Origin of the sequence: Halorubrum sodomense, assembly GCF_900111935.1 — an archaeon.
GTDB classification, from domain to species: Archaea; Halobacteriota; Halobacteria; order Halobacteriales; family Haloferacaceae; genus Halorubrum; species Halorubrum sodomense.
Map to the genome: position 1 here is coordinate 208,509 of NZ_FOYN01000001.1, position 22,932 is coordinate 231,440.

24 protein-coding genes and 1 pseudogene are annotated in these 22,932 nt (G+C 68.3%); 11 read left to right on the forward strand and 14 right to left on the reverse strand.

The window, feature by feature from the left end:
* Window positions 1-132 precede the first annotated feature (132 nt).
* Window positions 133-963 (reverse strand): IS5 family transposase, encoded by an 831-nt coding sequence (locus BM286_RS01055; RefSeq protein WP_092919582.1) that lies wholly within the window; start codon window positions 961-963, stop codon window positions 133-135.
* A gap of 375 nt (window positions 964-1,338) precedes the next feature.
* Between BM286_RS01055 and BM286_RS01060 the strand changes: the two genes are divergently transcribed.
* Together BM286_RS01060 and BM286_RS01065 are read left to right on the forward strand one after the other, a co-directional pair.
* The gene (locus BM286_RS01060; protein ID WP_245779314.1) at window positions 1,339-1,596 is read left to right on the forward strand and encodes a hypothetical protein; all 258 of its coding nucleotides are present in this window, start codon (window positions 1,339-1,341) and stop codon (window positions 1,594-1,596) included.
* A 190-nt stretch (window positions 1,597-1,786) separates the two neighbouring features.
* Complete coding sequence (locus tag BM286_RS01065; RefSeq protein ID WP_092919584.1) at window positions 1,787-2,044, forward strand: DUF7386 family protein; 258 nt, start codon at window positions 1,787-1,789, stop codon at window positions 2,042-2,044.
* A 16-nt stretch (window positions 2,045-2,060) separates the two neighbouring features.
* Here BM286_RS01065 and BM286_RS01070 read toward each other — a convergent pair whose 3' ends face one another.
* Window positions 2,061-2,477 carry a type IV pilin gene (locus tag BM286_RS01070; RefSeq protein WP_092919586.1) on the reverse strand — a complete coding sequence of 139 codons (417 nt, stop codon included), beginning with the start codon at window positions 2,475-2,477 and terminating at the stop codon, window positions 2,061-2,063.
* A 941-nt stretch (window positions 2,478-3,418) separates the two neighbouring features.
* On the opposite strand from BM286_RS01070, the gene BM286_RS01075 reads away from it, so the two are divergent.
* A complete protein-coding gene (locus BM286_RS01075) occupies window positions 3,419-4,540 on the forward strand; it encodes an FAD-dependent oxidoreductase (protein ID WP_092919589.1) in 1,122 nt (373 codons plus the stop codon).
* A 423-nt stretch (window positions 4,541-4,963) separates the two neighbouring features.
* Here BM286_RS01075 and BM286_RS15960 read toward each other — a convergent pair.
* Window positions 4,964-5,329: pseudogene (locus tag BM286_RS15960) on the reverse strand (type II toxin-antitoxin system death-on-curing family toxin); the annotation flags it as partial.
* Between the two features lie 283 nt (window positions 5,330-5,612).
* On the opposite strand from BM286_RS15960, the gene BM286_RS01085 reads away from it, so the two are divergent.
* On the forward strand, window positions 5,613-6,434 hold the full coding sequence (locus BM286_RS01085) for an SWIM zinc finger family protein (RefSeq protein WP_092919591.1): 822 nt from the start codon (window positions 5,613-5,615) through the stop codon (window positions 6,432-6,434).
* A 395-nt stretch (window positions 6,435-6,829) separates the two neighbouring features.
* Here the strand turns inward: BM286_RS01085 and BM286_RS01095 are convergent, their stop codons facing one another.
* Entirely contained in the window at window positions 6,830-7,720 is an 891-nt protein-coding gene (locus BM286_RS01095) for a DMT family transporter (protein ID WP_092919593.1), read from the reverse strand.
* 241 nt (window positions 7,721-7,961) lie between these two features.
* Here BM286_RS01095 and BM286_RS01100 point away from each other — a divergent pair, with 241 nt between their 5' ends.
* The 3 genes from BM286_RS01100 to BM286_RS01110 all read left to right on the forward strand — a co-directional run bounded on the left by BM286_RS01100 (window position 7,962) and on the right by BM286_RS01110 (window position 9,889).
* Window positions 7,962-8,585: a hypothetical protein gene (locus BM286_RS01100; protein WP_092919595.1), complete on the forward strand. Its 624-nt coding sequence runs from the start codon at window positions 7,962-7,964 to the stop codon at window positions 8,583-8,585.
* A gap of 140 nt (window positions 8,586-8,725) precedes the next feature.
* Window positions 8,726-9,337, forward strand: coding sequence for a peptide-methionine (S)-S-oxide reductase MsrA (locus BM286_RS01105; RefSeq protein ID WP_092920469.1), 612 nt, complete (start codon window positions 8,726-8,728; stop codon window positions 9,335-9,337).
* An 81-nt stretch (window positions 9,338-9,418) separates the two neighbouring features.
* Window positions 9,419-9,889 (forward strand): FKBP-type peptidyl-prolyl cis-trans isomerase, encoded by a 471-nt coding sequence (locus BM286_RS01110; protein WP_092919597.1) that lies wholly within the window; start codon window positions 9,419-9,421, stop codon window positions 9,887-9,889.
* Between the two features lie 33 nt (window positions 9,890-9,922).
* On the opposite strand, the gene BM286_RS01115 is transcribed toward BM286_RS01110, so the two are convergent.
* Window positions 9,923-10,300, reverse strand: coding sequence for a YccF domain-containing protein (locus tag BM286_RS01115; protein ID WP_092919599.1), 378 nt, complete (start codon window positions 10,298-10,300; stop codon window positions 9,923-9,925).
* Window positions 10,301-10,498: 198 nt separating this feature from the next.
* On the opposite strand from BM286_RS01115, the gene BM286_RS01120 reads away from it, so the two are divergent.
* Together BM286_RS01120 and BM286_RS01125 are read left to right on the forward strand one after the other, a co-directional pair.
* A complete protein-coding gene (locus BM286_RS01120) occupies window positions 10,499-11,176 on the forward strand; it encodes an MBL fold metallo-hydrolase (RefSeq protein WP_092919601.1) in 678 nt (225 codons plus the stop codon).
* Window positions 11,177-11,261: 85 nt separating this feature from the next.
* Window positions 11,262-12,266, forward strand: coding sequence for a Gfo/Idh/MocA family protein (locus BM286_RS01125; RefSeq protein ID WP_092919603.1), 1,005 nt, complete (start codon window positions 11,262-11,264; stop codon window positions 12,264-12,266).
* 63 nt (window positions 12,267-12,329) lie between these two features.
* On the opposite strand, the gene kdgK1 is transcribed toward BM286_RS01125, so the two are convergent.
* The 3 genes from kdgK1 to dgoD all read right to left on the reverse strand — a co-directional run bounded on the left by kdgK1 (window position 12,330) and on the right by dgoD (window position 15,614).
* Window positions 12,330-13,286 (reverse strand): bifunctional 2-dehydro-3-deoxygluconokinase/2-dehydro-3-deoxygalactonokinase, encoded by a 957-nt coding sequence (kdgK1, locus tag BM286_RS01130; protein WP_092920470.1) that lies wholly within the window; start codon window positions 13,284-13,286, stop codon window positions 12,330-12,332.
* Between the two features lie 233 nt (window positions 13,287-13,519).
* Window positions 13,520-14,371, reverse strand: coding sequence for an SDR family NAD(P)-dependent oxidoreductase (locus BM286_RS01135; RefSeq protein WP_092919605.1), 852 nt, complete (start codon window positions 14,369-14,371; stop codon window positions 13,520-13,522).
* A 91-nt stretch (window positions 14,372-14,462) separates the two neighbouring features.
* Complete coding sequence (dgoD, locus tag BM286_RS01140) at window positions 14,463-15,614, reverse strand: galactonate dehydratase (RefSeq protein WP_092919607.1); 1,152 nt, start codon at window positions 15,612-15,614, stop codon at window positions 14,463-14,465.
* A gap of 207 nt (window positions 15,615-15,821) precedes the next feature.
* Here dgoD and BM286_RS01145 point away from each other — a divergent pair, with 207 nt between their 5' ends.
* Window positions 15,822-16,460: a bifunctional 4-hydroxy-2-oxoglutarate aldolase/2-dehydro-3-deoxy-phosphogluconate aldolase gene (locus tag BM286_RS01145; protein ID WP_092919609.1), complete on the forward strand. Its 639-nt coding sequence runs from the start codon at window positions 15,822-15,824 to the stop codon at window positions 16,458-16,460.
* Between the two features lie 79 nt (window positions 16,461-16,539).
* Here BM286_RS01145 and BM286_RS15385 read toward each other — a convergent pair whose 3' ends face one another.
* From BM286_RS15385 to pheS, 3 genes are all read right to left on the reverse strand, one after another.
* On the reverse strand, window positions 16,540-16,695 hold the full coding sequence (locus BM286_RS15385) for a hypothetical protein (protein ID WP_158293701.1): 156 nt from the start codon (window positions 16,693-16,695) through the stop codon (window positions 16,540-16,542).
* 125 nt (window positions 16,696-16,820) lie between these two features.
* Window positions 16,821-18,602: a phenylalanine--tRNA ligase subunit beta gene (gene pheT, locus BM286_RS01150; RefSeq protein ID WP_092919611.1), complete on the reverse strand. Its 1,782-nt coding sequence runs from the start codon at window positions 18,600-18,602 to the stop codon at window positions 16,821-16,823.
* Window positions 18,602-20,137: a phenylalanine--tRNA ligase subunit alpha gene (gene pheS, locus BM286_RS01155; protein ID WP_092919613.1), complete on the reverse strand. Its 1,536-nt coding sequence runs from the start codon at window positions 20,135-20,137 to the stop codon at window positions 18,602-18,604. The genes pheT and pheS overlap by 1 nt, the downstream gene beginning before the upstream one ends.
* A gap of 123 nt (window positions 20,138-20,260) precedes the next feature.
* Here pheS and BM286_RS01160 point away from each other — a divergent pair, with 123 nt between their 5' ends.
* Window positions 20,261-20,566 carry a HalOD1 output domain-containing protein gene (locus tag BM286_RS01160; protein WP_092919615.1) on the forward strand — a complete coding sequence of 102 codons (306 nt, stop codon included), beginning with the start codon at window positions 20,261-20,263 and terminating at the stop codon, window positions 20,564-20,566.
* A gap of 37 nt (window positions 20,567-20,603) precedes the next feature.
* Here BM286_RS01160 and BM286_RS01165 read toward each other — a convergent pair whose 3' ends face one another.
* From BM286_RS01165 to BM286_RS01175, 3 genes are all read right to left on the reverse strand, one after another.
* A complete protein-coding gene (locus tag BM286_RS01165; protein ID WP_092919617.1) occupies window positions 20,604-21,305 on the reverse strand; it encodes a peptidase in 702 nt (233 codons plus the stop codon).
* 115 nt (window positions 21,306-21,420) lie between these two features.
* Window positions 21,421-22,071 carry a MinD/ParA family ATP-binding protein gene (locus tag BM286_RS01170; protein WP_092919619.1) on the reverse strand — a complete coding sequence of 217 codons (651 nt, stop codon included), beginning with the start codon at window positions 22,069-22,071 and terminating at the stop codon, window positions 21,421-21,423.
* Complete coding sequence (locus BM286_RS01175) at window positions 22,068-22,913, reverse strand: DUF7857 domain-containing protein (RefSeq protein ID WP_092919621.1); 846 nt, start codon at window positions 22,911-22,913, stop codon at window positions 22,068-22,070. The genes BM286_RS01170 and BM286_RS01175 overlap by 4 nt, the downstream gene beginning before the upstream one ends.
* Window positions 22,914-22,932 lie beyond the last annotated feature (19 nt).

Consider the following 22,932-nt stretch of genomic DNA (forward strand, 5'->3'; position numbering starts at 1 on the left):
CCAGAACACCACACCCTCCAGTTACAATATTCCAGATTACAGCGGGACAACGGCCAACGAGAGGTCCTGCGGCCTCGTTACGCGCAGAGCTTACTCTTAACTGCTCTGTTGAATCCGAAGACGGCGTGGAGATCACTGTTTGAGAGCCTGTTCGAGGTTGTAGACTGTGGCGGTCAACACGAGTTCGCGGAACTCGCGGTACCACGCGCGAGGGTGGACAGCGGGGCCGAACCGACGCTTGATGGCCGAGAAGGCGGTCTCGGCCATCCAGCGCTGGCCGTATAACTCGCTGTCCAACCGTGCGTTGTGCGCGTGATCGTACGCAGCGAACAACCGATGACGCAGCAGGGGCCGGACGCCCTCCGATCGGAGGGCGTCCCGGAGAGATTGGTCGTCATAGCCTTTGTCGCCGGCGAGACTCTCGATTTCCTCGGTGTTACGAAGGGCGACTCGACGGCCAGTTTGTGTGTCGTGCGGCCAGTGTGCCGAGCAGTGAAGATCGAGAACGGCACACGAGTCCGCATCGACGAGTGCCGTCGTTTTGAGCGTGCGTATGTGACGATCCGAGCGGTGTTGGTAGTGTCTCGATGCCGTTTCGCGGTCGAAGAAGGTGGCATCGATGGCACCGTGCGAACCCGGATCGCAGATGTTCGCGGACTCACGAAGGAAGCCTCGCCACACGGACATGGGCACCCTCTCAAATGACCGGTACAGCGTTGAGGGTGCAGGAAATGCCGTTCGAGCGAGCTGTAACAGACCACGAACACGATCCATTTCACTCGCCCAATCCACGATCTCGCGGTACGTCGCATCCATGTGAACCCACAAAAAGTGGAGCGTCACATGCTCCCACCCGGGAAATCCGTTGCCAGTCGGATCACTCACCGCCGTTGGACTGGCGGCACAGCGCTTTTGAGCCAGCGACACGGCTTGCTTAACGAAGCGGAAGAGTGGTTTGGACACATTCGGCTCTTCCGCTTCGCTTCCACCTTCAGAGCGACGCTATTCCGCCGCCTTCTGCGGATTCAACAGAGCACAGCCGACCCATTTCGGGAAGGTCGAGGGGAATTAAATTCGCCTGCGTCTATCCGTCCGTTTCTGGACGGTATGGACAAAACGGTGAAGCCTCGGGGCTTGTCCCCGAGGTACTTCACCGTCGCGACTCGCTACGCATCGGAATTGACCGAATCCGTTTCCCCTGAACCCGGTCCTAAAATCGGGTTGAATACGGCGCCGATCGCGACCCCCTCGTGTCGCACGATCGACCCCACCAACTCCGGGGTGATCTCCGGATGATGGGCCTCCGGGTCGAGCCGGACGAGGCCCCCGCGAGGGTCGATGGGATTCAAAAGTCTCGTCGACCGGGACGGCAGCGGAACCGTGACGATCGACAAGCAGCACCTCGAACTCGACGGACTAGTCGCCGACGACGGCTCGATCAAGGAAGCCGACGCGAACACGCAGCGCGTCGGCGAGCGCGCGCCTGGTGCGCTTCCCCGAGGACGGCGAAGTGCCGACGCTGTTGGAACTCGTGGGGCGAGCGTGAAACCTCGTGGAAAGGGGGTTCTCGACGCGACCCCGTGGGATCCGACGTAGATGTATTCACGATCCGCGATCTACGTACTTCGCTCGGCCTGATCGGTGCGCGAGGTAGATAAAAATCGCTTGTGTTGTGGGTGGCGGCCACGGCGATTGTGGTCGATCCGTGGGTATCACTTCAACACGTGCCGGTTCAGTTACTCCAGAACGACGGGATTGCGACCCCGGTACACACGATGTGATATACATGAGCCGACGAACCAGTCTCAAGATCACCGACGAGCTCGAACGGCACCTCGAAAAGGCGAGCGAAATCGTGGCAAGCGCCCTCGACGATGATCCGCCGATGAGCGTCGTTATCGATGCTGCGCTCGCGCACCTGATTCAGTCGGAAGAGAATATCCGCGAGGCCCGCGAGGAATTAGATCCGGCGGTGATACAGCGGTTCAACACCGATGTACTTGGGCTGCGGTACAGGACAAGAATAGAAAGTCGCTGGAGATAATGGACGAATTACGCGATTAGCTGAAGTCCCACGTCTGCTCGAAGACCGCGTTTCCGCTCGGATCGTGGATTATTCGAACCTGAGCTTCGCCGCTGGACCAGTTTCCACTTTCGCTAACAATCTCTTTCCGCTCACCTGTCTCCCACGTATCGCTGGGAATGGAACTGTTGACTCTCTCTCCATCAACGGCAAGCACAAGATCGGCCGATTCCAGCGACTGACCGCCGGTTTTGGTTAGACTGATGCTATCCGAGGTGTTTGAGTCGATCGTAAACGTCGCCTGCGGCGCGGTGTCTCCTAACTGATCGCCGAGTCCGAGAACGAACGTCCCGATAACGGCCGCCAGGATGACGGTAATCGCGACCATGAGGATGACGCCGATGACGGGACTTACTGCCCTGTCGTCCGCGTTGGATTGGTTGCTTGGTTTCATAGTTTGAACCCAGCGGCCACCGACGAACGAGATCTCGGAGACCCGGGCGCCGTTATCGGCGCACGAGACAACTCTGCCCTCGTTCAGATCGGTTGCTGGTTACTTGTAAGGAAGCGGGACTGCCTTATGTACTTAATGGCATGAATATCAGCGGAGAAAATTGGACAGGTGGAATCAAATCCGTTGACGTAATTACAGTAGTCATGGAACCCACGGCTACATCTCTCTCCCGGACTTACAGCAATCGCGTGTATCCGGACCCGTGGGAGAAGGTCCTCGATTACCGTCGCGTCCGCGAGTACGCCGCCGAGAACCCGAACACCGGCCGGGTCCGGGTCGGTCGCCCCACGACGCCCGTAAGGCGCGGGTGACGAAGTATCGGAACGACGGCGTCCCTCGGGGCGTCGTTTCGGACCAGCCCAACGCGAGCGAGGACGTTCTCGACAAGCACTACGACCGCGCTTCGGAGCGCGAGAAGGCAGACCACCGATGGCGGATTATACAACACTGAGCGTCACGCAAATTCAAGCCGATTACAGCGGGATAATCACGGGACTCAACTCTCGTCGCGCCCGTATCGTTCTCCCCGACAGATAGAACGGAGCAGAATGGTTCTATGGCCCTCTGGAAACGCAGCACGCTAAGCGGTGAAGACACGCGATAGATCGGTTACGGTCACGTGTGCGTATTGACCCATGATTTCACGGAACACGTCGATCCAGAGTAGTATATCTCTCCCCTCTGTCTCACTTCGCCAACTTACTCTGCTCGTCGTTTACCTCTCGGTAGTGGCGCTAACCACCGCTCACTTCGGAATACAATCACTCGCACGTAATGAATAACTATCTCCACCGAGATCCGTCCGGTAATCGGAGCCGCGAACGAGTCATCGCTTTACCGCAGGGTATGACTGAAAACCACAATGCGGTCTAATTGGGTTGATGACACACCACCCGAACACTGACGTCCTGATTGTCGGCGGTGGCCTCGCCGGGCTGAGCCTGGCGGGATACCTCCAGCGCCAAGGCGTCGAACCAACGATTATCGAGCGAGTACCCGAGTGGCGAGACGCGGGATACGGAATCGGGCTGTGGGAGGACGGCCTCACGGTCCTCGACGAACTCGGGCTCCTCGATGCCGCCCGTGGCCGAGCCGCCGATCCCCGTGGATTTGCGGTTCGTGCGGGGGGTGGCGAACTCCTCGCACGCGCGTCGCTTCCCCCTGCGCAGATACTGCTCCTGGTCATCCATCGCGCTGACCTCCATGCCGTGCTCCGGGAGAACGTTCCGTCGGACTGGATTCGCATGGGGACAGCGCCCGAGGATATCACCGAGCACGCCGACGGTGTGACCGTCACCTTCGACGACGGGACGACTGACGAATTCGACTTCATCATCGGTGCTGATGGGGTTCATTCGGCTGTGCGCAGTCAGTGCTTTGACGACTGGAGGAAACGCGAGTCCGATACGTACGTGTGGTCGCTGTGGGCCGAACAGGACGCGGACGTGGGGCAGGATATGGTCAGTGTCTGGGGGCCGGGGAGTGAGGGGTTTGTCGCTCGGGTCGGCGACCGCGTCGGGTTCAACCTCGCCGCCCGCCTCGACAGTCCACCAGAACCCCCCGGCCGTGCGGCGCTACGGAGACAGGCCGAGGCCATCGGCTGGCAGTTGCCAGCGCTTCTCGACGGCACCGACGACGAGCCGTTTTTCGACCGCATCCGCGACGTGACGTGTGAGCACTGGCACACCGACCGCATTGCCTTGATCGGTGACGCCGCGCACGCAGTCCATCCGATTTCGGGGATGGGTGCGTCGCTCGCACTCCAAGACGCGCGTGTTCTCGCCCAGGAACTCGCTACGTCTCGCTCCGATCGGCCGTCCGACGCCTTCGCTAACTTCGAATCTCGGCGGCGGGCGGCTGTAACACGCGTTCAGCGTATGGCACGCGTTGAGGCCGCGATCACGTTCCTCGAATCGGACTCTCTCCGACGTCTCCGCAACAGCATCGTCAAACACACACCCCTGTTTGATATGTTCATCAAGCGGCAAGCACGAAACGACTAGGGTCCGGGAGCGGCTCCTCTGACTGGCGCCTCCCGCATCGTTTGAGCCTCGGCGCACCAAGACCCCTCGTCACCAGTTTTCAAGGTATTGCTGAAATCACAACAGCGTAGAACTGTGAACTCGTAACAGCGTCGGCTACTCGTCTTCGAGAGCGTCGTAGATGTCCCGGTTCGAATCCCGGTCGCCGGCTGCGACCCGTCGAACCAGTTCCCGCCGGATATCCTCCATCACCTCGTCGAGCGGAGACGCTGTTTCCGCCCCTCCCTCGGTGGTCATACCTGAACGGACGCTTCGAGCGCCGTTAATCGTCGGGTCCGAAGAATCGCCGGTCAACCGATCTAGCCCGTAGTTGACGAGTTCGTCTCGCCGTTCGTCGATCTCACCGGCCAGATCCAGCTCTCCGGTGCGGGATCGGAGATACTCGGTGGTTCCCTCCTCATCCATCGCCGCTTCGTCGGTTCCGAACGCCTTCAGAATCGCCCGCACTTCGTCGTCGTACTCGAACCGACACCCGTTGAGGAAGTAGAAGACGACCGTCGCGTTGAGCGCGGTTCGTTTGTTCGCATCGACCGAGGGGTGATTGGCGACGAGGAGCCGGAGGAGGTGATACGCCTTCTCGTGGATGGTGTCCGGTGCGGAACCGAAACTGCCCTCCTCGACGTAGTTCAACGCGAACTCGACGTCACCGGGGTTCCGAACACCGGGGGGAGTGTCGGGATACTCCGCGACGATGTCGTCGTGGATGGCGACGACATCCTCGACGGACGGGTACCACAACGAGTCGGTCATTCGCTCCAATCTCGATACTACACCGGTGTAGCTGTTGCTATGATGAGACGGGAGAGTGATGTCAGAAATCTCTTTTTTTTCAGGACGCCAATCTCGACCGTCTCACGCCTGAAAGGTCTCGTCGTTCGACGGTCGAACCAGCGCCCGTCGCGCCAGTCTCGTTCTAATCGAATGACTGCGACGGGGTAGTGGCTTCTTTCAGAGGGAGAGCGTTACGATTTTGAACGAAAGTGCGGCTCATGTGTCGACTTTTCAGGATCGCGGCGGAACACTGCTCACACCCATGGACCTGACGGAGGGGGCAGTTCGGGAGATCTGTACTGACGCGGTTTTCGAACGCGGGGAGAGGTACCTCGCTGAGGACCGTATCCTCGATATCCATCGCATTGACACTACTGTAACCGCCGTCGTGAGCGGCAGCCGTCAGTACGACGTGCGTGTCGACCTCGCGGTCAACGGCTTCGACCCGTGGTGCGACTGCCCGTATACCGGACCGGAGGCGTGTAAGCACGTCGTCGCCGTGTTGCTTCGATGCGCGGACGACTGCCCTCCGGACGAGGGCGATCGGCTCGACGCCGCACTCGAGGCTGCCGACGCCGACGACCTGCGGGGGTTCCTCCGGGACACACTGGCGACCGACGCTGCCGTCCGCGAACGCTTCTTCGCCCGCTTCGGTGAGTCACCGACGCGATCGGTCGAGGATCTGCGCGCTGCGATCGACCGAGAGTTCGAGGAGACGAACCCCGACTACTTCGTCGTCTTCGAGCCGATCGACTTCTCGGAGTGGTTCGATCTCGCGGGCGAGTATCGCGATCAGGGGCGATACGCGTCGGCGGCAGCGGTGTATCGCGCCCTCGTCGAATCGCTCGACGAGAATATGGAGCGCGTCGACGGGGCGTACGACCACTTCTCGCAGCGGTTCACGCGAGCACTTGACGGGTACGTCGACTGCGTGGCGGCCGGCGATCCCGACGCTGAGGAGGCCGCCGACGCCGTCGCGTTTCTCGAGGACCGGACGACATCCGGAACGCCGTTGCTCAGCGAGCACTTCGAGCGCGCAGCGACGGAGTTGGAGGACACGCTCGCTGAGCGGCGAGATCGGTAATCCTTCGCCATCCTGCTTTTTGCCGCGCTTCAGTCGTTCGCTCTCCGAGCGCGGCGATGACGTCGCCGATCGTGTAGAGACCGAAATCATCGCGCTCGGCGGCAGCCTCGCGGATGCTGTCCGTGAGTCCCCTCCGAGAGAACAGCGCGCATTGGACGGTCCGCGTGCCACCGCCCGACGGCTCCCACCGGAGTTCCTCGACGTGCGTCTCCAGCGAGGCCAACGCGCTGTGTTCGAGCGGCGACTCCCGATACATACACTCGCCGACGACGAGCGCGTCTTCGTCGGTGAGCCCGGTCGCGTTCTTCGGCTGTGAGACCGACCCGTGGCGCACCGCCTCGTCGATCGTCGCGTCGCGGAGCAGACCCCGCTGACGGGGGGTATTCCATGCGCCGCTACGTCCCACGGAGCACCCGCCACTTCGCGGCGACGAACCCCGCGAGGATGAACACGAAGCCGGCGACGGTCGCGGGGGTCACTTCCTGCCCGAGCACGAGCCAGCCTGCGAGCGCCGCGAACACTGGAATCACGTACTCGATGAAGCTCATCTCGATCGGCCCGAGGTCGTCCAGCAGCGTGAAGTACAGGAGGAAGCCGCCGGCGCCGGCGACCGCGGAGAGGTACGCGACGGCGGCGAGCGCGGACGGCGTCCACGTGGCGGTCGCGAACGACTGCCCGGGGAGCGCGATCACGGCGGCGTGGAGGACGACCGCGCCGACGGCCATCATCCAGGCCTGTGTCGAGAGGAACGGCATCGACGGCGATCGGCTGTGGGTAACGACCGCGGCGACGGCGAACGCGAGCGCGGAGGCGAGCACGAGCGCGACGCCGAGGACGCTGTCCGCGAGGTTCGTCGGGTCGGGATCGGCGATAACCACGACGCCGACGAACCCGAGCGCGACGCCGAGCGCGGTGGCGGCGGTGAACTCCTCGTCGGTCGAGACGAGCCGCGTGAGCGCCGGGGTCACCACGGGGACGAGGCCCAACAGCACCGCGGCGACCCCGCCCGTGACGTACCGCTGGCCGGCGAACAGGAACGCGTGATGGGCGCCGATGATGAGGGCCCCGCCGACGAGCACGTAGACGTAGTCGTCCCGCGTCCGGGGGCGGATGTCCACGCCGGCGACGAGCACGGCGGCGAACAGCAGCACGGCAGCGACGTCGAAGCGCACGGCGGCGAACGGGACCGCGGGGAGGTCCGCGAGGCCGACGTCCGTCGCCATGAACGCCGTCCCCCACACTGCGCACAGCAACAGAAAGCGGCCGGCCGTCCGGGAGCGACTCATTCACGCGGAGGTCGCCGCCGACGGCGAAAGACCCGTCGAACCGCGCCGGTTCTCCCAGCGCCGGCTGCGTGTAGCCGACGGCTTGAGATACGCTCTGACGGTCTCGGTTCTACTCTCAACGCGACCGAGAGCGGATTCTCCGGCCCTGTCCGTCGCCCCGACGCAAGCGCCGACTGCCAACTCGGGAACCCGAACTCCACTTGGGGCACAGACGTAAGCTTCTGGCCCGGCAATGGGTGGTATGGCTGATTCCGATACCGCCGCCGACGCGACGCCTGTCGAGACGACCGAGTGGGAGGGTGGATTCAGTTGGATCGCGTATCCCGACGAGGACGCGCGCCGCGCGAGCCACGCACTGACGACGGGCGCCGGCGTCTGGCTCGTCGACCCGGTCGACGTCGACGGACTCGACGCGCACCTCCGCGAGGCGGGAGACGTCGCCGGCGTCGTCGTCCTTCAGGACCGACACACGCGCGACGCCGCGGCGGTGGCGCGTCGACACGACGTCGCCGTGTCCGTGCCGGAGGGAATGTCGCTCACCCGCGAGAAGCTCGACGCGGACGCGGAACCGACCGGCTCGGCGCTCGCCGGGTCCGCGTACGAGGTTCACGAGCTCCGACTGGACGACGACTGGGAAGAGGCCGTCCTGTGGAACGACGACCGCTCGACGCTGCTCGTCCCCGAGACGCTCGGGACGCTCCCGGCGTTCCGGGACGACGGCGACGCGCTCGGGGTTCACCCCGCAGTCGAGGAGTCGCCACAGGGACTGGCGGAGTGGGATCCCGGCCACCTCCTCGTCGGCCACGGCACGAGCATCCACGAGGGCGCGACGGCGGCGCTCGCGGCCGCGCTCGGACTCGACTGACGGCGACCGGAAGGCGACCTCGTTCCGTCCAGAACCGAGACACGCTAACACACGACATATACGTCTGCGAGCCCGACTGCGCGTAGATGCGGGTCGATCCACGAACCGCCCTGCGACGGCTCTACAGGAAAGTAACCCCCATGGAACTCACAGGACAACAGATCAGAGAGTATGACCGACGTGCGATAGACAGCGACACCACTGAGACAGCAACATTTGGCCTCGGCTGCTTCTGGGGGCCGGACGCCCAGTTCGGCGCCGTCGACGGCGTGGTCCGCACCCGCGTGGGCTACGCCGGCGGGACCTCGCGCGACCCGACGTACCACTCGTTAGGGAACCACACCGAAGTGTTCCAAGTCGAGTTCGATCCCGACACGATCACCTACCGAGACCTGCTGACACGGGTCTTCGAATCCCACAACCCCAACCACCAGACCGGAAACACGCAGTACCAAAACGTCGTCCTCACGGCGACGGCGGCCCAGCAGGCGACCCTCGACGAGTTTCTCTCGTCACGAGGGCTCACTGCCGACGGGATCGGCACACGGATCGAGCAGCTCTCGCGGTTCTCCCCGGCCGAAGACTACCACCAGAAGTACAAGCTGCGGTCCGTCTCCTCGCTTATCGACGCGTTCGACGCGGCGGGATACGACGACGAGGCGTTGCGGGAGTCACCCATCGCCGCCAAGCTGAACGGCTATGCCGCTGGACACGACGTCGCGGTGGTCGAAGAGCTCCCGGCGTCCAGGTGACGCCGTCGGCCGTCGGTTCTCACGGCGCGACCGATGTCCGCAGATGACACAGGCTTTCCGTATGGCACTCCTTGTGTCCGTATGTCGATAACTACTGGCGATTCGGTGACGCTCGAGTACACCGGCAAACTGGACGATGGGACCGTGTTCGACACCTCCAAGCAGTCAGTCGCCGAGGAAGCGGGCCTCGCCGAGGCCCAGCCCGACCGCGAGTACACGCCGTTGACGGTCGAGGTCGGCGGCGGTCAGGTCATCGAGGGGATGGAGGAGGGACTCCTCGGGCTGGCGGCCGGCGAGACGGACACGCTGACGATCCCGCCGGAGAAGGCCTACGGACAGCCCAGCGACGAGAACGTCGAGGAGTTCGACACCGACGAGCTCCGGGAGATGCTCGGCGGCCAGCTGCCCGAGGAGGGCGCGTACCTCGAGGCCCAGGACGGCAGCCAGGGCGAGATCGTCCACGCGGACGAGGACGTGATTCGAGCGGACTTCAACCCGCCGCTCGCCGGTGAGACGCTGACGTTCGACGTCGAAATCGTCGAGGTCAACTGAGCCCGCCCCGTCCGCTTCGCCCGCCTGACGGGACTACCCGTGAAACCGGTACAGCGACGTGACGTACGGGAGCCGGTTGAGCATCCAGATCGCCACCGGCAGGCCCACGACCGTGACCGCGAGCGCCGACGCGACGTTCGCCCACAGCAGGCTCAGCCACCAACCGACGAGGACGAAGTAGATCCCACGCACGACGAGCGACCGCTGGCCTCGCGCCGAGTCCGGGTCCGAGAGCGACCGCGGCTCCGCGAGCGTGAGCACCGTCGGCACGAGGTTGATCAGCTTGACACCGACGGGAAGCAGCACGACCGTGACCGTGAGCAGCCACGCGACGTTGACGACGATCGGCGTCGCCCACCAGCCGACGAAGACGAACCACAGCGCGCGAACGAGCAGGGACCGTTGTGCCATTGCTCGGGATAGACGCTCAGCGGGGAAACCCGTGTCGCCGGTCGCCGTCGCCGCGAATCCCTCGACCAGGAGCGATACTGGACTTCGCGGCGACGGCCGCCCCGAATGCGTTTCTCCGGTAGCGTGTCCGGGGCGACCACCGCGAGGCACCCCGACCGACCCCGTCCGTTTCAAGACGCTCGCCGGCGTGTTGTTCGTATGGAACTGACGCCGGGCGTACACGGGCTCCCGTTACAGGTATCGATGGACGACCGCGAGGCGACGTTCAACGCGACCGCCGTCGAGACGCCGCAGGGACTCCTCCTGATCGACGCCGGCCTCCCCGACACCGCGGACGTCCTCGAGGCCGCGCTCGACGACGAGGGGTTGCGCCTCGACGACGCCTGGGGCGTCCTCGTCACGCATCAGGATCCGGACCACGCCGGCTGTCTGGCGGCCGTCGTCGACCGGACCGACGCCGTGGTCTTCGCGCACGAGACGGAAGTGCCGTACCTGGAAGGCGACAGGGAGCTCGTCAAATCCAGCGCGGAGCGACCGCTGTCGATCGACCCGACGACGGTCGACGTCCGCCTGACGGGGGGCGAAACGTTCGCGACCGCCGCGGGGCCGATGGAGGTGGTCGCGACGCCCGGCCACAGTCCGGGGCACGTGTCGGCGCACTTCCCCGACGCGGAGCTGCTCGTCAGCGCCGACGCGCTCAACGTCGTCGACGGCGCGCTCGTCGGGCCCCGGCCCGAGGTGACGCAGGACCTCGAGACCGCGTGGGAGAGCGTCGAGACGCTCGCCGATCTGGCCGTGACGCAGACGTTCTGCTTCCACGGCGGCCGCGTCGCCGCCGGGACGGACCGCATACGGGAGCTAGTAGCCGACCGGTAGCGGGCGGGCGAGGCGGTCGCGGTCATCGTCACCGTCGAGCCAGCCGACCCAAACCGACTTGCGTAGGGGGCGCGTCGCTCCGCCCATGCCCGCCTCACAGTCCGGACCCACGAGCCTCGAATTCGGCGTCCTCGGCACCGCGGGGATCGCCCGCAAAGCGGTGATCCCGGCGATCGCCGCGAGCGACCACGCGGTCGGCGCGGTGGCGTCGCGGGACGCCGACCGCGCGGAGCGGTTCGCGGCCGAGAACTCGATCCCCCGCAGCTACGGCTCCTACGAGGCCCTCCTCGACGACGACGCGCTCGACGCGGTGTACGTCCCGCTCCCCAACGGCCGCCACGCCGAGTGGACGAAACGCGCCGCGGACGCCGGGTTAGACGTGCTCTGTGAGAAGCCGCTCGCCGCCGACGCGGACGAGGCGCGTGACGTGGTCGACCACTGCGACCGACGTGGCGTCACGCTGATGGAGGCGTTCATGTACCGGTACCACCCCCGCACCGAGCGCGCCGTCGCGCTCGCGGCGACCGAGCTCGACGACGTCCGCACGGTGACGGCCACCTTCCGCTTCCCGCTGTACGACCGCCCGAACGACGTGCGACTCGACCCCGAACTCGCCGGCGGGTCGCTGATGGACGTCGGGTGTTACCCCGTCTCGCTGGCCCGGACGGTCCTCGGGACGCCGGACCGGGCGTACGCCCACGCCGGCGACACCCGGGACGCCGGGGTCGACACCGAACTCGCGGGCGTGTTAGCGTACGACGACGGTCGCTCGGCGCGGGTCGCGTCCGGCTTCGACACGCAACTGGTTCAGCGGTACCGCGTCGACGCGACGAACGGCTGGGTCGAGGTCGAGCGCGCGTTCGACGCCCCGACCGACGAGCCGGTGGAACTGGAGTACGAGATCGACGGGCGCCACGGCGTCGAGACGTTCCCGGCGGTCGACCAGTACCGGCTCCAAGTCGACCGCTTCGCCGAGCGCGTCGCCGACGGGACCGCCCCTCTGACCGATGGCGAGGAGGCGATCGCGAACATGGAGATCATCGACGCGCTCGCCGAGAGCGCCGCCGACGGCGCCCCCGTCGACCTCTAAGCGGGGGCGTCGGACCGCAGCCTCCGGGGTTCAGTCAGTCCGTCCCGAGCGCCGCCACCTCGCTCACCGGTCGATCCCGCCCTCGCCGTCGATGACGTCGCGGACCTCTTCCCGAGTCGTCACCGCGAGGTCGCCGTCGGTGGTGCGTTTCAGCGCCGCCGTCGCGGATCCCCACCGGAGGGACGCGGCGAGGTCCCCGCCGCGAAGCCGCTCCGCGACGAAGCCGGCGACGAACGCGTCCCCGGTGCCGATCGCGTCGAACGTCTCCGCCTCGTACACGTCCTGCTCGTACACCGAGCCGTCGTGGAGCGCGACCGCCCCCTCCAGCCCGCGGGTGACGACCACCGTGTCGAACCCGAACTCCGTGGCGAGCCCGTGTGCGATCTCGACGGCGTTGCCCTCGCGATCGAGCACCTCGCGGGCGTCGCGCCGCGGGACGAACAGGGTATCGACGCGCTCGAACAGGTCCTCGTATGCCGCCCGCGCCGTCTCCGGGTCCCAGAGCTTCGCCCGGTAGTTCAGGTCGAACGAGCGCGCGGTCCCCGCCTCGCCGGCGGTCTCCAACAGGGCGGCCGTCGTCTCCGCGGCGGCCGCCGAGAGGGCGGGCGTGATCCCCGTCGTGTGGAACCACTCCGCGTCTTCGACCGCCCCCGTCGGAAGCTCCTCGGCCTCGACGGTCGTGATCGCCGCGTCGGCGCGGTCGTAGATGACGTTCGTCCCACGCGGTTCGCCGCCGTGCTCGAGGTAGTACGTCCCCACTCGGCTCGTCTCCGCGTCCGCCCACGCGACGCCCGGCCGGACGCCGTGGCTCCGCAGTTCGGTCACGATCCGTCGGCCGAGCGGCGAGTCGGGGAGCTTCGAGAGCCAACGGGTGTCGGCGCCGAGCCGCGCGGCCCCGACCGCGACGTTGCTCTCCGCGCCGCCGGCCTGGACGGTCAATTCGCGGGTCGTCTCCAGCCGCTCGCCGCGCGGCGGCGACAGCCGCAGCATCGTCTCGCCGAACGTGACGAGGTCGGTCATCGACGCCACCCCCCGCCGCAGGTCTCGAACCGGTTCATATCGGATGCTACTCTCGCCCGAATATAAGAGGGGGTGATCGCCGTCGACCGTCGATCGGGGGATCCTCGCGTCCCCCGTGTCGCGGCACCAGCCCGCTCCGCTCCGTGTCGTGGCACCAGCCCGCTCCACCTCGTGTCGCGACGATCGCCCGCTCCGTGTCGCGACGATCGCCTGCTCCGTGTCGCGACGATCGCCTACTCCGCGTCCTCGCGCGCCCGGTAGTCCGGCAGCGTGTCGTCCTGCATCACCGCGCCGCGGCCGCCGTCGACGAGCAGCGCGGCCCCCGTGACGAAGGCGGCGTCCTCGCTCGCGAGGAAGGAGACGGCACCGGCGACGTCGGCGGGCGTGCCGATCCGGCCGGTCGGGTGGATCGATTCGACTTCTTCGAGGCGTCCCTCCGGCAGCTCGTCTCGCGTCCGCTCGACTTCGACCCAGCCGGGAACGACCGTGTTCACCCGGACGCGGGGACCGAAGTCTACCGCGAGCGACCGCGTCATGCCGTTGATACCCGCCTTGACGGCGTTATAGGGGAAATGCGCCGGCATCGTCGCGTACGCGTGGTTCGACGAGACGTTCACGATCGCCCCGCGGTCCATGTGTTCGAGGGCGGCCCGCGCGGCGAGCCAGTACGCGCGGAAGTCCGTCTCGACGACGAACGCCCAGTCGTCGAGCGTCGCCTCGTCGGCGGCCGTCTCCGTCTGGACGCCGGCGTTGTTCACGAGCACGTCGACCGAGCCGTACCGCTCGGCGGCCGCCGCCGCCAGCGCGGCCACGTCGTCCGGGTCGCGCATGTCGGCGCGGACGAACGTCGCGTCGCCCGTCGGTGCGCCGTCGGCAGCGTCACCGCCCGACTCCGCGATCCGGTCGACGACGGCCTCGCCGGCCGCCTCGGAGCGCCCGCTGACCACGACGTTCGCCCCCTCGGCGGCCAGCCGCTCCGCGATTCCGGCGCCGATCCCGCGCGTCGACCCCGTGACGATCGCCGTCTCGCCGGCGAACCGTCCGGGAACCGCGCCTTCGCCCGGTGACTCGCGTCGCCGGGTCATCGGTCCCTCTCGCGTCGCCGGGTCGTCGGTCCCTCTCGCGTCGCCGGGTCGTCGGTCCGCCCCGCTCGCCGCGATTCGGTCTCCATCGGGATCACCACTCCGCGACGGAGCCGTCGTCGTGGCGCCAGACGGGGTTGTGCCAGTCGACGTCTTTCTCGGCCTGCTCGCGCACGTGTTCCTCGTCGATCTCGATACCGAGCCCGTCGCCGCCCGGGACGTCGACGAAGCCGTCGCGGTACTCGAACACCGACGGGTCCGCGAGGTAGTCCAACACGTCGCTCGTCTCGTTGTAGTGGATGTCGAGCGACTGCTCCTGGATCAGCGCGTTCGGCGTGCAGGCGTCGACCTGGATGCAAGAGGCGAGCGCGATCGGGCCGAGCGGGCAGTGCGGCGCGACCGACACGTCGTACGCCTCGGCCATCGACGCGATCTTCTTCAGCTCGGAGATCCCGCCGGCGTGGGAGACGTCCGGCTGGATCAGGTCCACCGCGTCCGCCTCGAGTATCTCCTTGAAGTCCCACCGCGAGTACATCCGCTCGCCGGTCGCGATCGGGATCGTCGTCGACGCCCGGATCGCCGGCAGCGCGTCGTTGTTCTCGGGCAACACCGGTTCCTCGATGAACATCGGGTCGTACGGCTCCAGCGCCGCGGCGAGCCGGCGAACCATCGGCTTGGCCACCCGGCCGTGGAAGTCGACCCCGATGTCGACCTCGTCGCCGACCGCCTCCCGGACGGCCGCGATCCGGTCGGCCGAATCGGCCACCGCGGCCGGGGAGTCGATCGACTCTAGCTCCGCAGTCGCGTTCATCTTCAGCGCCGAGAAGCCGGCGTCGACCTTCTCGCGGGCGGCCTCGCCCACGTCCGCCGGCCGGTCCCCGCCGATCCACTGATAGACGCGGACCCGGTCGCGCGCCCGGCCGCCGAGCAGCTCGTGGACGGGCGCGCCGAACTGCTTCCCCTTGAGGTCCCACAGCGCCTGGTCGACGCCGGCGATGGCGCTCATCAGCACGGGGCCGCCGCGGTAGAAGCCGCCGCGGTACATCGCCTGCCAATGGTCTTCGATCCGCGTCGGGTCCTCGCCGAGGAGGTAGTCGTCGAGCAGCTCCTCGACGGCCGCGACGACCGTGTGGGAGCGTCCCTCGACGATCGGCTCTCCCCAGCCGACCCTCCCGTCGCTCGTCGTGAGCTTCAGAAACAGCCAGCGAGGCGGTACCTCGAACAGCTCGTAGTCGGTGATGTGCATGGTGAGTTCGGTAACTCCGAACCGGTCCGACCGTCGCGGGACTCGCGCGCCGTCGGTCGCCGCCGGCGTCCGACGCGGACCGGTCCGTCGCCACGGTCGTAGTTGCCCGTCCCTCCCTTAAATAGCGGGTGTGTGCGGCCGCGCCGCGGGCGTCGACGCGACCGCGACACGCCCCGATTTAAGCCCCCGCGGCGAGCAGGGGAACGCATGCGAACCGACCGACTCGACCGGATCACGGACGGCGGAGTGATCGCGATCCTCCGCGGCGTGGCGCGGGACGACGCCGTGGCGGTCGCGGACGCCGTCGTCGACGCCGGCGTGACGGCGCTCGAGGTAACGGCGGACACGCCGAACGCGACGGCGTCGATCGAGGCGATCGCCGACCGCGTCGACGACGCGCTGGTCGGCGCCGGGACCGTCCTGGACGCGGAGACCGCGCGCGCGGCGCAGCTCGCCGGCGCGGAGTTCCTCGTGACGCCGACCGCGAACCGCGACGTGATCCGGACGGCGAACCGCTACGGAACGCCGATCGCGGTCGGCGCGTACACGCCGACCGAGGCGCTCTCGGCCTTCGAGGCCGGCGCCGACCTCGTGAAGGTGTTCCCCGCGAAGACCGGCGGTCCGGACCACGTCGCGGCGATCGGCGGCCCGCTCCCGCAGGTCCCGCTCGTCCCCACCGGCGGCGTGGACGCGGACAACGCAGGCGACTACGTCGACGCGGGCGCGGTCGCGGTCGGCGTCGGCAGCGGGATCGTCGACGGCGAGGCGATCGCCGCCGACGACTTCGACGCGATCCGGGCGAACGCGCGCGCGGTCCTCGACGCCGTCTCCGCCGCGCGGGAGTGAGGGGGACGCTCGGGAGCGCTCGGCGACGCTCGCCCGGCTCGCGTCGCCCGTTCGAGCGTCGTCTCGGCCGGGTCGTCGCCTACCGCGCCGGCGAGCGGCTCTCGTCCGCGGCGTCGGGCGACGACGACCGCACCGCGTCCCAGCCCCGGAGACAGGCCTCACAGAGGTAGTACGCGAACCCGTCGACGTCTCGATGCGTGAGCGAGGCGTCGATACCGCATCTCTCACAGTTCATAGCCGCCCACTACGTCAAGACGGGTATATGTCTTCTGCTCGGAGTCAGACCTGTGATAATTCGTCACGGAACCGACGAAACGGAAGTTCCGGCGACCGCGCGGTCGACACGCCCCCGCGCGGCGCCTACCGCAGCGCGTCGAGGCCGAACTCGAAGGCCGCGACCGGCACCTCAAGGTCGTGTTCGACGAGCACCGCGGGGTGGAGCTCACCGATCACGCCGACGCGCTCGCCGTCGATCACGGCGGCGGCGGCGCGGCCCTCGATGAACGAGGGGTGTTCGGTCCGCGGGGTCTCCAGGTCGGCGTCGAAGTCGTTACAGAGCGCCTGGAGCCGCCCCTTCGCCGCCTCGTAGGAGGCGTCGCGCCGGGCGACCGCGCCGGCGACGTGGCGGAACTCGGCGACGTTCGTGTCCTCGGCGTCGTCGCGCTCGGCCACGAAGCCGACCTCCGCGACGTCCTGCGGGTAGGCGTTGTGGGTGTTCCGCTCCAACAGCATGACGAGCGAGGGGAGCGCCCACGTGCGCAGCTGGGTGTACTCCTCGCTGTACGGCTCGGTGATCTCGACGGGGTCGCCGCCGCCGAAGATGCCGGCGCTCGCGTTCGGCTCGCCCGCGTCGGCGACCGCGGCGCCGCCGGTCCCCGGCTCGATCCGCATCCGGTCGTAGTTCTCGGTCCCGCTCGTCATGTGGAAGTTCAGCAGGTCCTCGAAGCCGAGCCCCACGAGGCTCGTCCGGACCGCGTCCTCTAACCGCGAGCGCTCGTGGCGCCCGCCGACGGTGCCCACGTCGGGGTAGCGGGGCTCCAAGTTGTCGAAGCCGTACGCGCGCCCCACGTCGTCGACCAGGTCGAGCGGGTGGAGCACGTCGACGCGGTACGGCGGAATCTCCACCTCGTAGGACACATCCTCGTCGAGGGTGTAGGAGGCGTCGAGGCCGGCGCGCTCGAAGCAGTCGACGACCTCCTCCGGCTCGAACTCGACGCCGAGCAGCGTCTCGATCCGGTCGTGCGAGACGGTCTTCTCGTCGACGTCGAGGTCGGGACGGACCAGTTCGCGGCCGTACTCGCTCGGGTGCGTCGCGCCGTCGGCGTAGTTCACCTCGACCGACTCGATCGTCGCCCCGCGGGCCGACAGCGCGTAACAGATGATGTTGCACATCCGGTCTATCGTCCACTGGTCGGTGCCGGTGAGCTCGACGAACAGCTCGCGCGAGCCGGTCGTCACCTCGGTGCGCTTCCCGTTGATCACCGGCGGGAACGAGAACAGCCCGAGCTCGTCGTAGATCGCGGGATACCGGTCGAGATCCGTCACGAGGTCCGCGTAGGTCGTCCCCGTGTCGTGTTCCGCCAAGACCTCGTTCGGGGTCAGCTCGTCGTTCGCGTCGAGCGGGACGAACGTATCCCCGTCGGGGTCGACCCCGCGGTAGGTGATCGACGGCTCCGCGCCCTCCTGGAGCGGCGCGCCCTTCACCATCGCGAGGTCGTGGATCCCGATCGCGCCCTTCGCGCGGCCGCGGCCCATCGTCGCGTGGAGCTTCTCCTGGAGCTGGATCAGAGACTCCAGCGCCGCCTCGTCCATATCGAGGCCGCGGACCACGGCGCCGGTGACGTACGGGCGCTCGTCCGGAACCGACTCGTCGACCTCGATGGTCCACTCGGGGTCGTTCGTGTTCGGGACGTAGACGCCGCGGGCGTCGCCGTAGTGGTACCGAAGCGAGCGGGCGACCCCCTCGACGGAGAGCCGGTCGAGTCGGTCGGGCGCGAACTCGAACTGGAACATCCCGTCGTCGGTCTCTCCCTCGAACTCCAAGCCGAGCCCGAACAGGTCGGTTTTGAGTTCATCGTCGTCCTTCTCCTCGTGGCCGGTGAGCTCGCGGAGCTCGTCGGGGTCGACGTCGACGACGGGCATCAGTAGCTCACCTCCGCGTTCCGCAGGAAGTCGATGTCGGCTAAGGTTCCGTGGAGGTCGCGGATGTCCTCCGCGCCGGTGGTGAGCATCGCCAGCCGTTCGAGGGCGAGCCCCCACGCCATCACGTCGCAGTCGACGCCGAGCGGGCCGGTGACCTCCTCGCGGAAGACGCCCGAGTTCCCGATCTCGATCTCCTCGCCCGTCTCCGGGTGTTCACCGAACAGCTCGAAGGAGGGCTCGGTGTAGGGGTTGTAGTGGGGCTTGAACCGGATGTCCGTAATTCCGAACTGCCGGTAGAACTCCTCGAAGGTGCCCATCAGGTCGCGCACCGAGAGGTCCTCGGCCATCACCCACCCCTCGATCTGGAAGAACTCTAGGAGGTGCGTCGGGTCGAGGGTGTCGTTGCGGTACACCTTCTCGACCGAGAAGTAGCGCTGCGGCGGCTCCAGTTCGGCGCCCGCGACCCCGGAGAGGTACCGCATCGACAGCGACGTGGTGTGGCCGCGAAGCGCGACCTCCCGCGCGAAGTCCTGCGACCACGGCGAGTGGTAGCCGTCGCCGTCCTCGCCCCACCCGTCGCGGTGGGCCGACTCGACGCGGTCGATCAGCTCCTCGGGGATCTCCTCCATCGGGTCCACGTCGAGCGCGAACCGGTCCCAGTGGGTCCGCGCCGGATGGTCCTGGGGCATGAACAGGCAGTCGTTGATCCAGAAGTCGGCGTCGGCGTGGGGGCCCTCCATCTCCGAAAATCCCATCCCGACCAGCACGTCCTTCACGCGGTCGGCGGTCCGGCGGAGCACGTGTTTCCGGCCGCCGCGGGCCGTCTCGGCCTCGGCCTCGACGTTGTACTCGGCGAACTCGGCGTCGCGCCACTCGCCGCTGGCGAGGAGTTCCGGCGTGAGCGCGCCCACCGTCTCGGTCGCCTCGACGCCGGTCATCAGCGCGTCGACGCCGTCGTCGGTGAGCGTCACCGTCCGGGTGACCGACTCCGCGACCGCGAGCAGTCCGCGCGAGTCGAGCCGGTCGATCACCGCGCCGTCGACGTCGAGGTCGCTCGCGTCGAGCGCCGCCCCCTCGCGGTCGGCCTCCGCGAGCGCCGCGAGCGCCCTCGCCTCCGGGTCGGCGTCGAGGTCGGCGTCGGGGTCGACCGAGAGCTCGCCGCCGTCGACGCTCCCGAACCCCTTGCGCGCGAAGTTCGCGAGCGCGATGTCGACCTCGGGCCCGTCCAGGTCGGCCCCGCCGATGACCGCGCCCATCGAGGCCGGTTCGGCGTCGGCGCCCGCGTCGAGGCCGGCTCGGTAGAGCCGGGTCTCTGGGAGTCCCTCGTCGACGTAGGTCCGCCCCTCGTCGGTGAGTTTGAGGCTCTCGTCGGTCACCGAGGCGACCTCGACGAGCCCGTCGTCGGCCAGGTCGAAGGCCGCGCCCGCGACCGTCTCCGGCTTCAGGTCGGTCGCCGCGGCTATCTCCGCCACCGTTCGGTCGTCCGTCGCGCTCGCGGCCTCGAGGACCGCGAGCTGTCGTTCCGGGAGTCGCATTCGAGTTGTCTCTACACGCGTGCGGCTGGTTGGTAACGGTTCCGGGACCGAGACGCGCCGCCCGTAATCATTTTTGATAAATTAACCGATCGGTTTATGACTCGTACTCGTGTGAGAACGACTATGAGTAGCGTAACGGCCGGCTCGGACGGATCCGGTTCGGTTCCAGAGACGGCGCGCGTCCGTCACGGCGGCAGCGGCCCCAGTCCCAGCCTCGCCGTCGTCGAGGCGATCGCGGAACTCGTCGGCGTCGCCCCCGCCGACTTACGCGAAGAGGGCGTGGTGCTGTACGACTACGTCGACCCCGACGCGCTGAACGCGCTCGTCACCGACCGCTCCGACGCCGACGTCGACGTCTCGCTCATCGTCGCGGGCTACGAGGTCCGCGTCGGTCCCGACTCCGCCGTCGCTCGGCGGTCGGGGAACTGAGTCGACGCCGGCGACTCGACACGACCCGATCCCCCTGCTACCCTTCGTCCGACGCCCGTTCGCGGAGCCGCGCGATCCGGTCACCGAGCGGCGGTTGAACCTCGAACCACGTCGACCAGTCGCCGGTTTCCGGCTCGACTCCGCGGCGCTCCGCGACGCGCTCGAACGCGTCCGCGACGCGCTCGGCCCCGACCGCGTCGGCGGCGCGGGCGTCCGCCGCGTACTGGACCCGGCGGCCGGCCCAGAAGGAGACGACACCCACGGCGACGACGGCGGCGAACCCAGACTCGAACGGGACGAGCGCCGTGACGACCGCCGCCAGCGCCGCCAGCACGCCCCCCACGGCGACGGCGCGGAACTCGGCGTAGTACGTCGCGGCCCGGCCGGCCTCCGCCGCGAACAGCCCGATCGCGACGTCCTCATCGAGGTCCGTTAGCACGTCTTCGGTCAGAAACAGCACCCGTCGACGAGGCGGGCCTCGAATCCCGACCTCCGCCGGACCGGTGGCCGCCGATCCGCTCCCGTCGCTCGCCTCGCCGTCGCCGGACCCCCCGACCGACTCGATCGCGATCCGGTCGACGTCGAGCCCGCCCGGCTCCGCCAGCGCCGCGATCTGCGCGCGCTCCGCGTCCGTCGGCTCCCGAAGGTCCCGAAAGCGGTCGGCGGCGTACAGCGGACCCACCGCGACCGCGAGCGCGGCGAGGACGGCGACGACGAGAACGAACGCGACCCTGATCATCGCTCTCGACGACGGCTCGGCCCGGCTAAAAGGACGCGGTGTCGCGACGCCTCCCGGCAACCCCGACGCCGAGCGAACTCGCCTTCGGTCGACGCCCCGCGCGCCCGTTCGCGGCTCACTCCGGAACGCGTCGCGCCAGCGCCCGGACCGCCGCCGCGGCCTCGCTGTCGGGCGCGGCGGCCGCGATCGGCCGTTCCGCCTCGACGGACCGAGCGACCCGGGGATCTGCCGGCACCACCTCGACCGGGGCGCCGAGCGCGTCGCCGATCGGCTCGACGGGCGGCGGCTCGGTCACTCGGTTGACCGCGCAACCGACCAGCCCCGCGTCGAGCTCGCGCGCGAGCTCCCGGGTCCGGATCGCGTCGGCCAGCGCGAACGCCCGCGGCGAGACGACGAGGAGGCAGGCGTCCGCGACCGCGAGCGGGACGCCCGCGTCGGCGCGGCGCCCCGCGGGACAGTCGAGGACGACGGTGCCGAACTCGCGTTCGACCGCCGCGACCGCTTCGCTCAGCCGCACCAGGTCGGCCGCCCGCGCGCCGGCAAGCGTCCGCCCGCACGGAACGATGTCGACCGGTCCGGGCCGGACCGTCTCGATCGGGTCCGCCGCGCCGGCGAGCACGTCGTGGAGGTCCGGGCCCCGTCCCCCCGGGAGGTCGGCCATCCCGAGGTCCGCGTCGACGACGACGCCGTCGAGTTCGGCGGCGACGTTGTACGCGAGCGTCGTCTTCCCCACGCCGCCCTTTCCGCCCGCCACGGCGAGGATCACGCCAGCGCCTCCAGCGCTTCCGTCGGCACGTCGCTCTCTTCGGCCCGTTCCGCCAGCGCCGCGGCGCGGTCCCGGACCGCCTTCAGGCGTTCGGCGTCGGCCGCGACGCGTTCGTCGAGCCGTCCGAGCGCGTCGAGACCGCCGCCCTCCTCGACGACGTCGGTCGCCGTCGCGAGATCCGCGTCCGTCAGCCGTTCCGCCCGCTCGACCCGCGCCTCGACGGCCGCGAACCACGCGTCGAGCTCGCCGGGACCCGCCGCGCTCGGCCCCGGTTCGTCGGCCGCCGGTCGACCGAGACCGTTCCCGTCCGCCGACCCGTTCCCCTCGGCGTCTCCGTCGGCCTCGCTTCCGTCTCGATCGGTTTCGGCCGCGTCGTCCTCGGCCTCGTTCCCGTCTCGCTCCGTCGCTTCCACGTCGCGATCGATCCCCTCGCCGTCGCGGTTCCGCTCGCTCTCCGAGCCGGCCGCCGCGCGCCGCGGTGGGCGGTGATCGTCGAGGTCGCGCACCGCCGCCCGCGCGACGTCGTCTCCGGCTTCGATCGCCCCGGAACCGTCGTCGTCGACCGGTCTCACAGGCTCGACGCTCGCGAGCTCGACCGGCGGCTCGACCGGCTCAGCGAGCGCGGCGAAGCCGAACGCCGCCCGTTCGCCCGGGTCGATCACCGCGGTCACGCCCGCGGCGTCCCACCCCGCCTCGGCGACGCCGCCTCGCCGCGGCGGGAGCGCCGGGGCGTCGAGCCGGCTCTCGATCCGGACCCGCCGCGGGACTGCGCCGTCGTTTCGCACCCGGCATCCGACGAGCGAGGCGTCTCCCTCCCGGTCGACGGACCAGTCGAGTTCCATGGGTCGGCTGCCGCGGAAT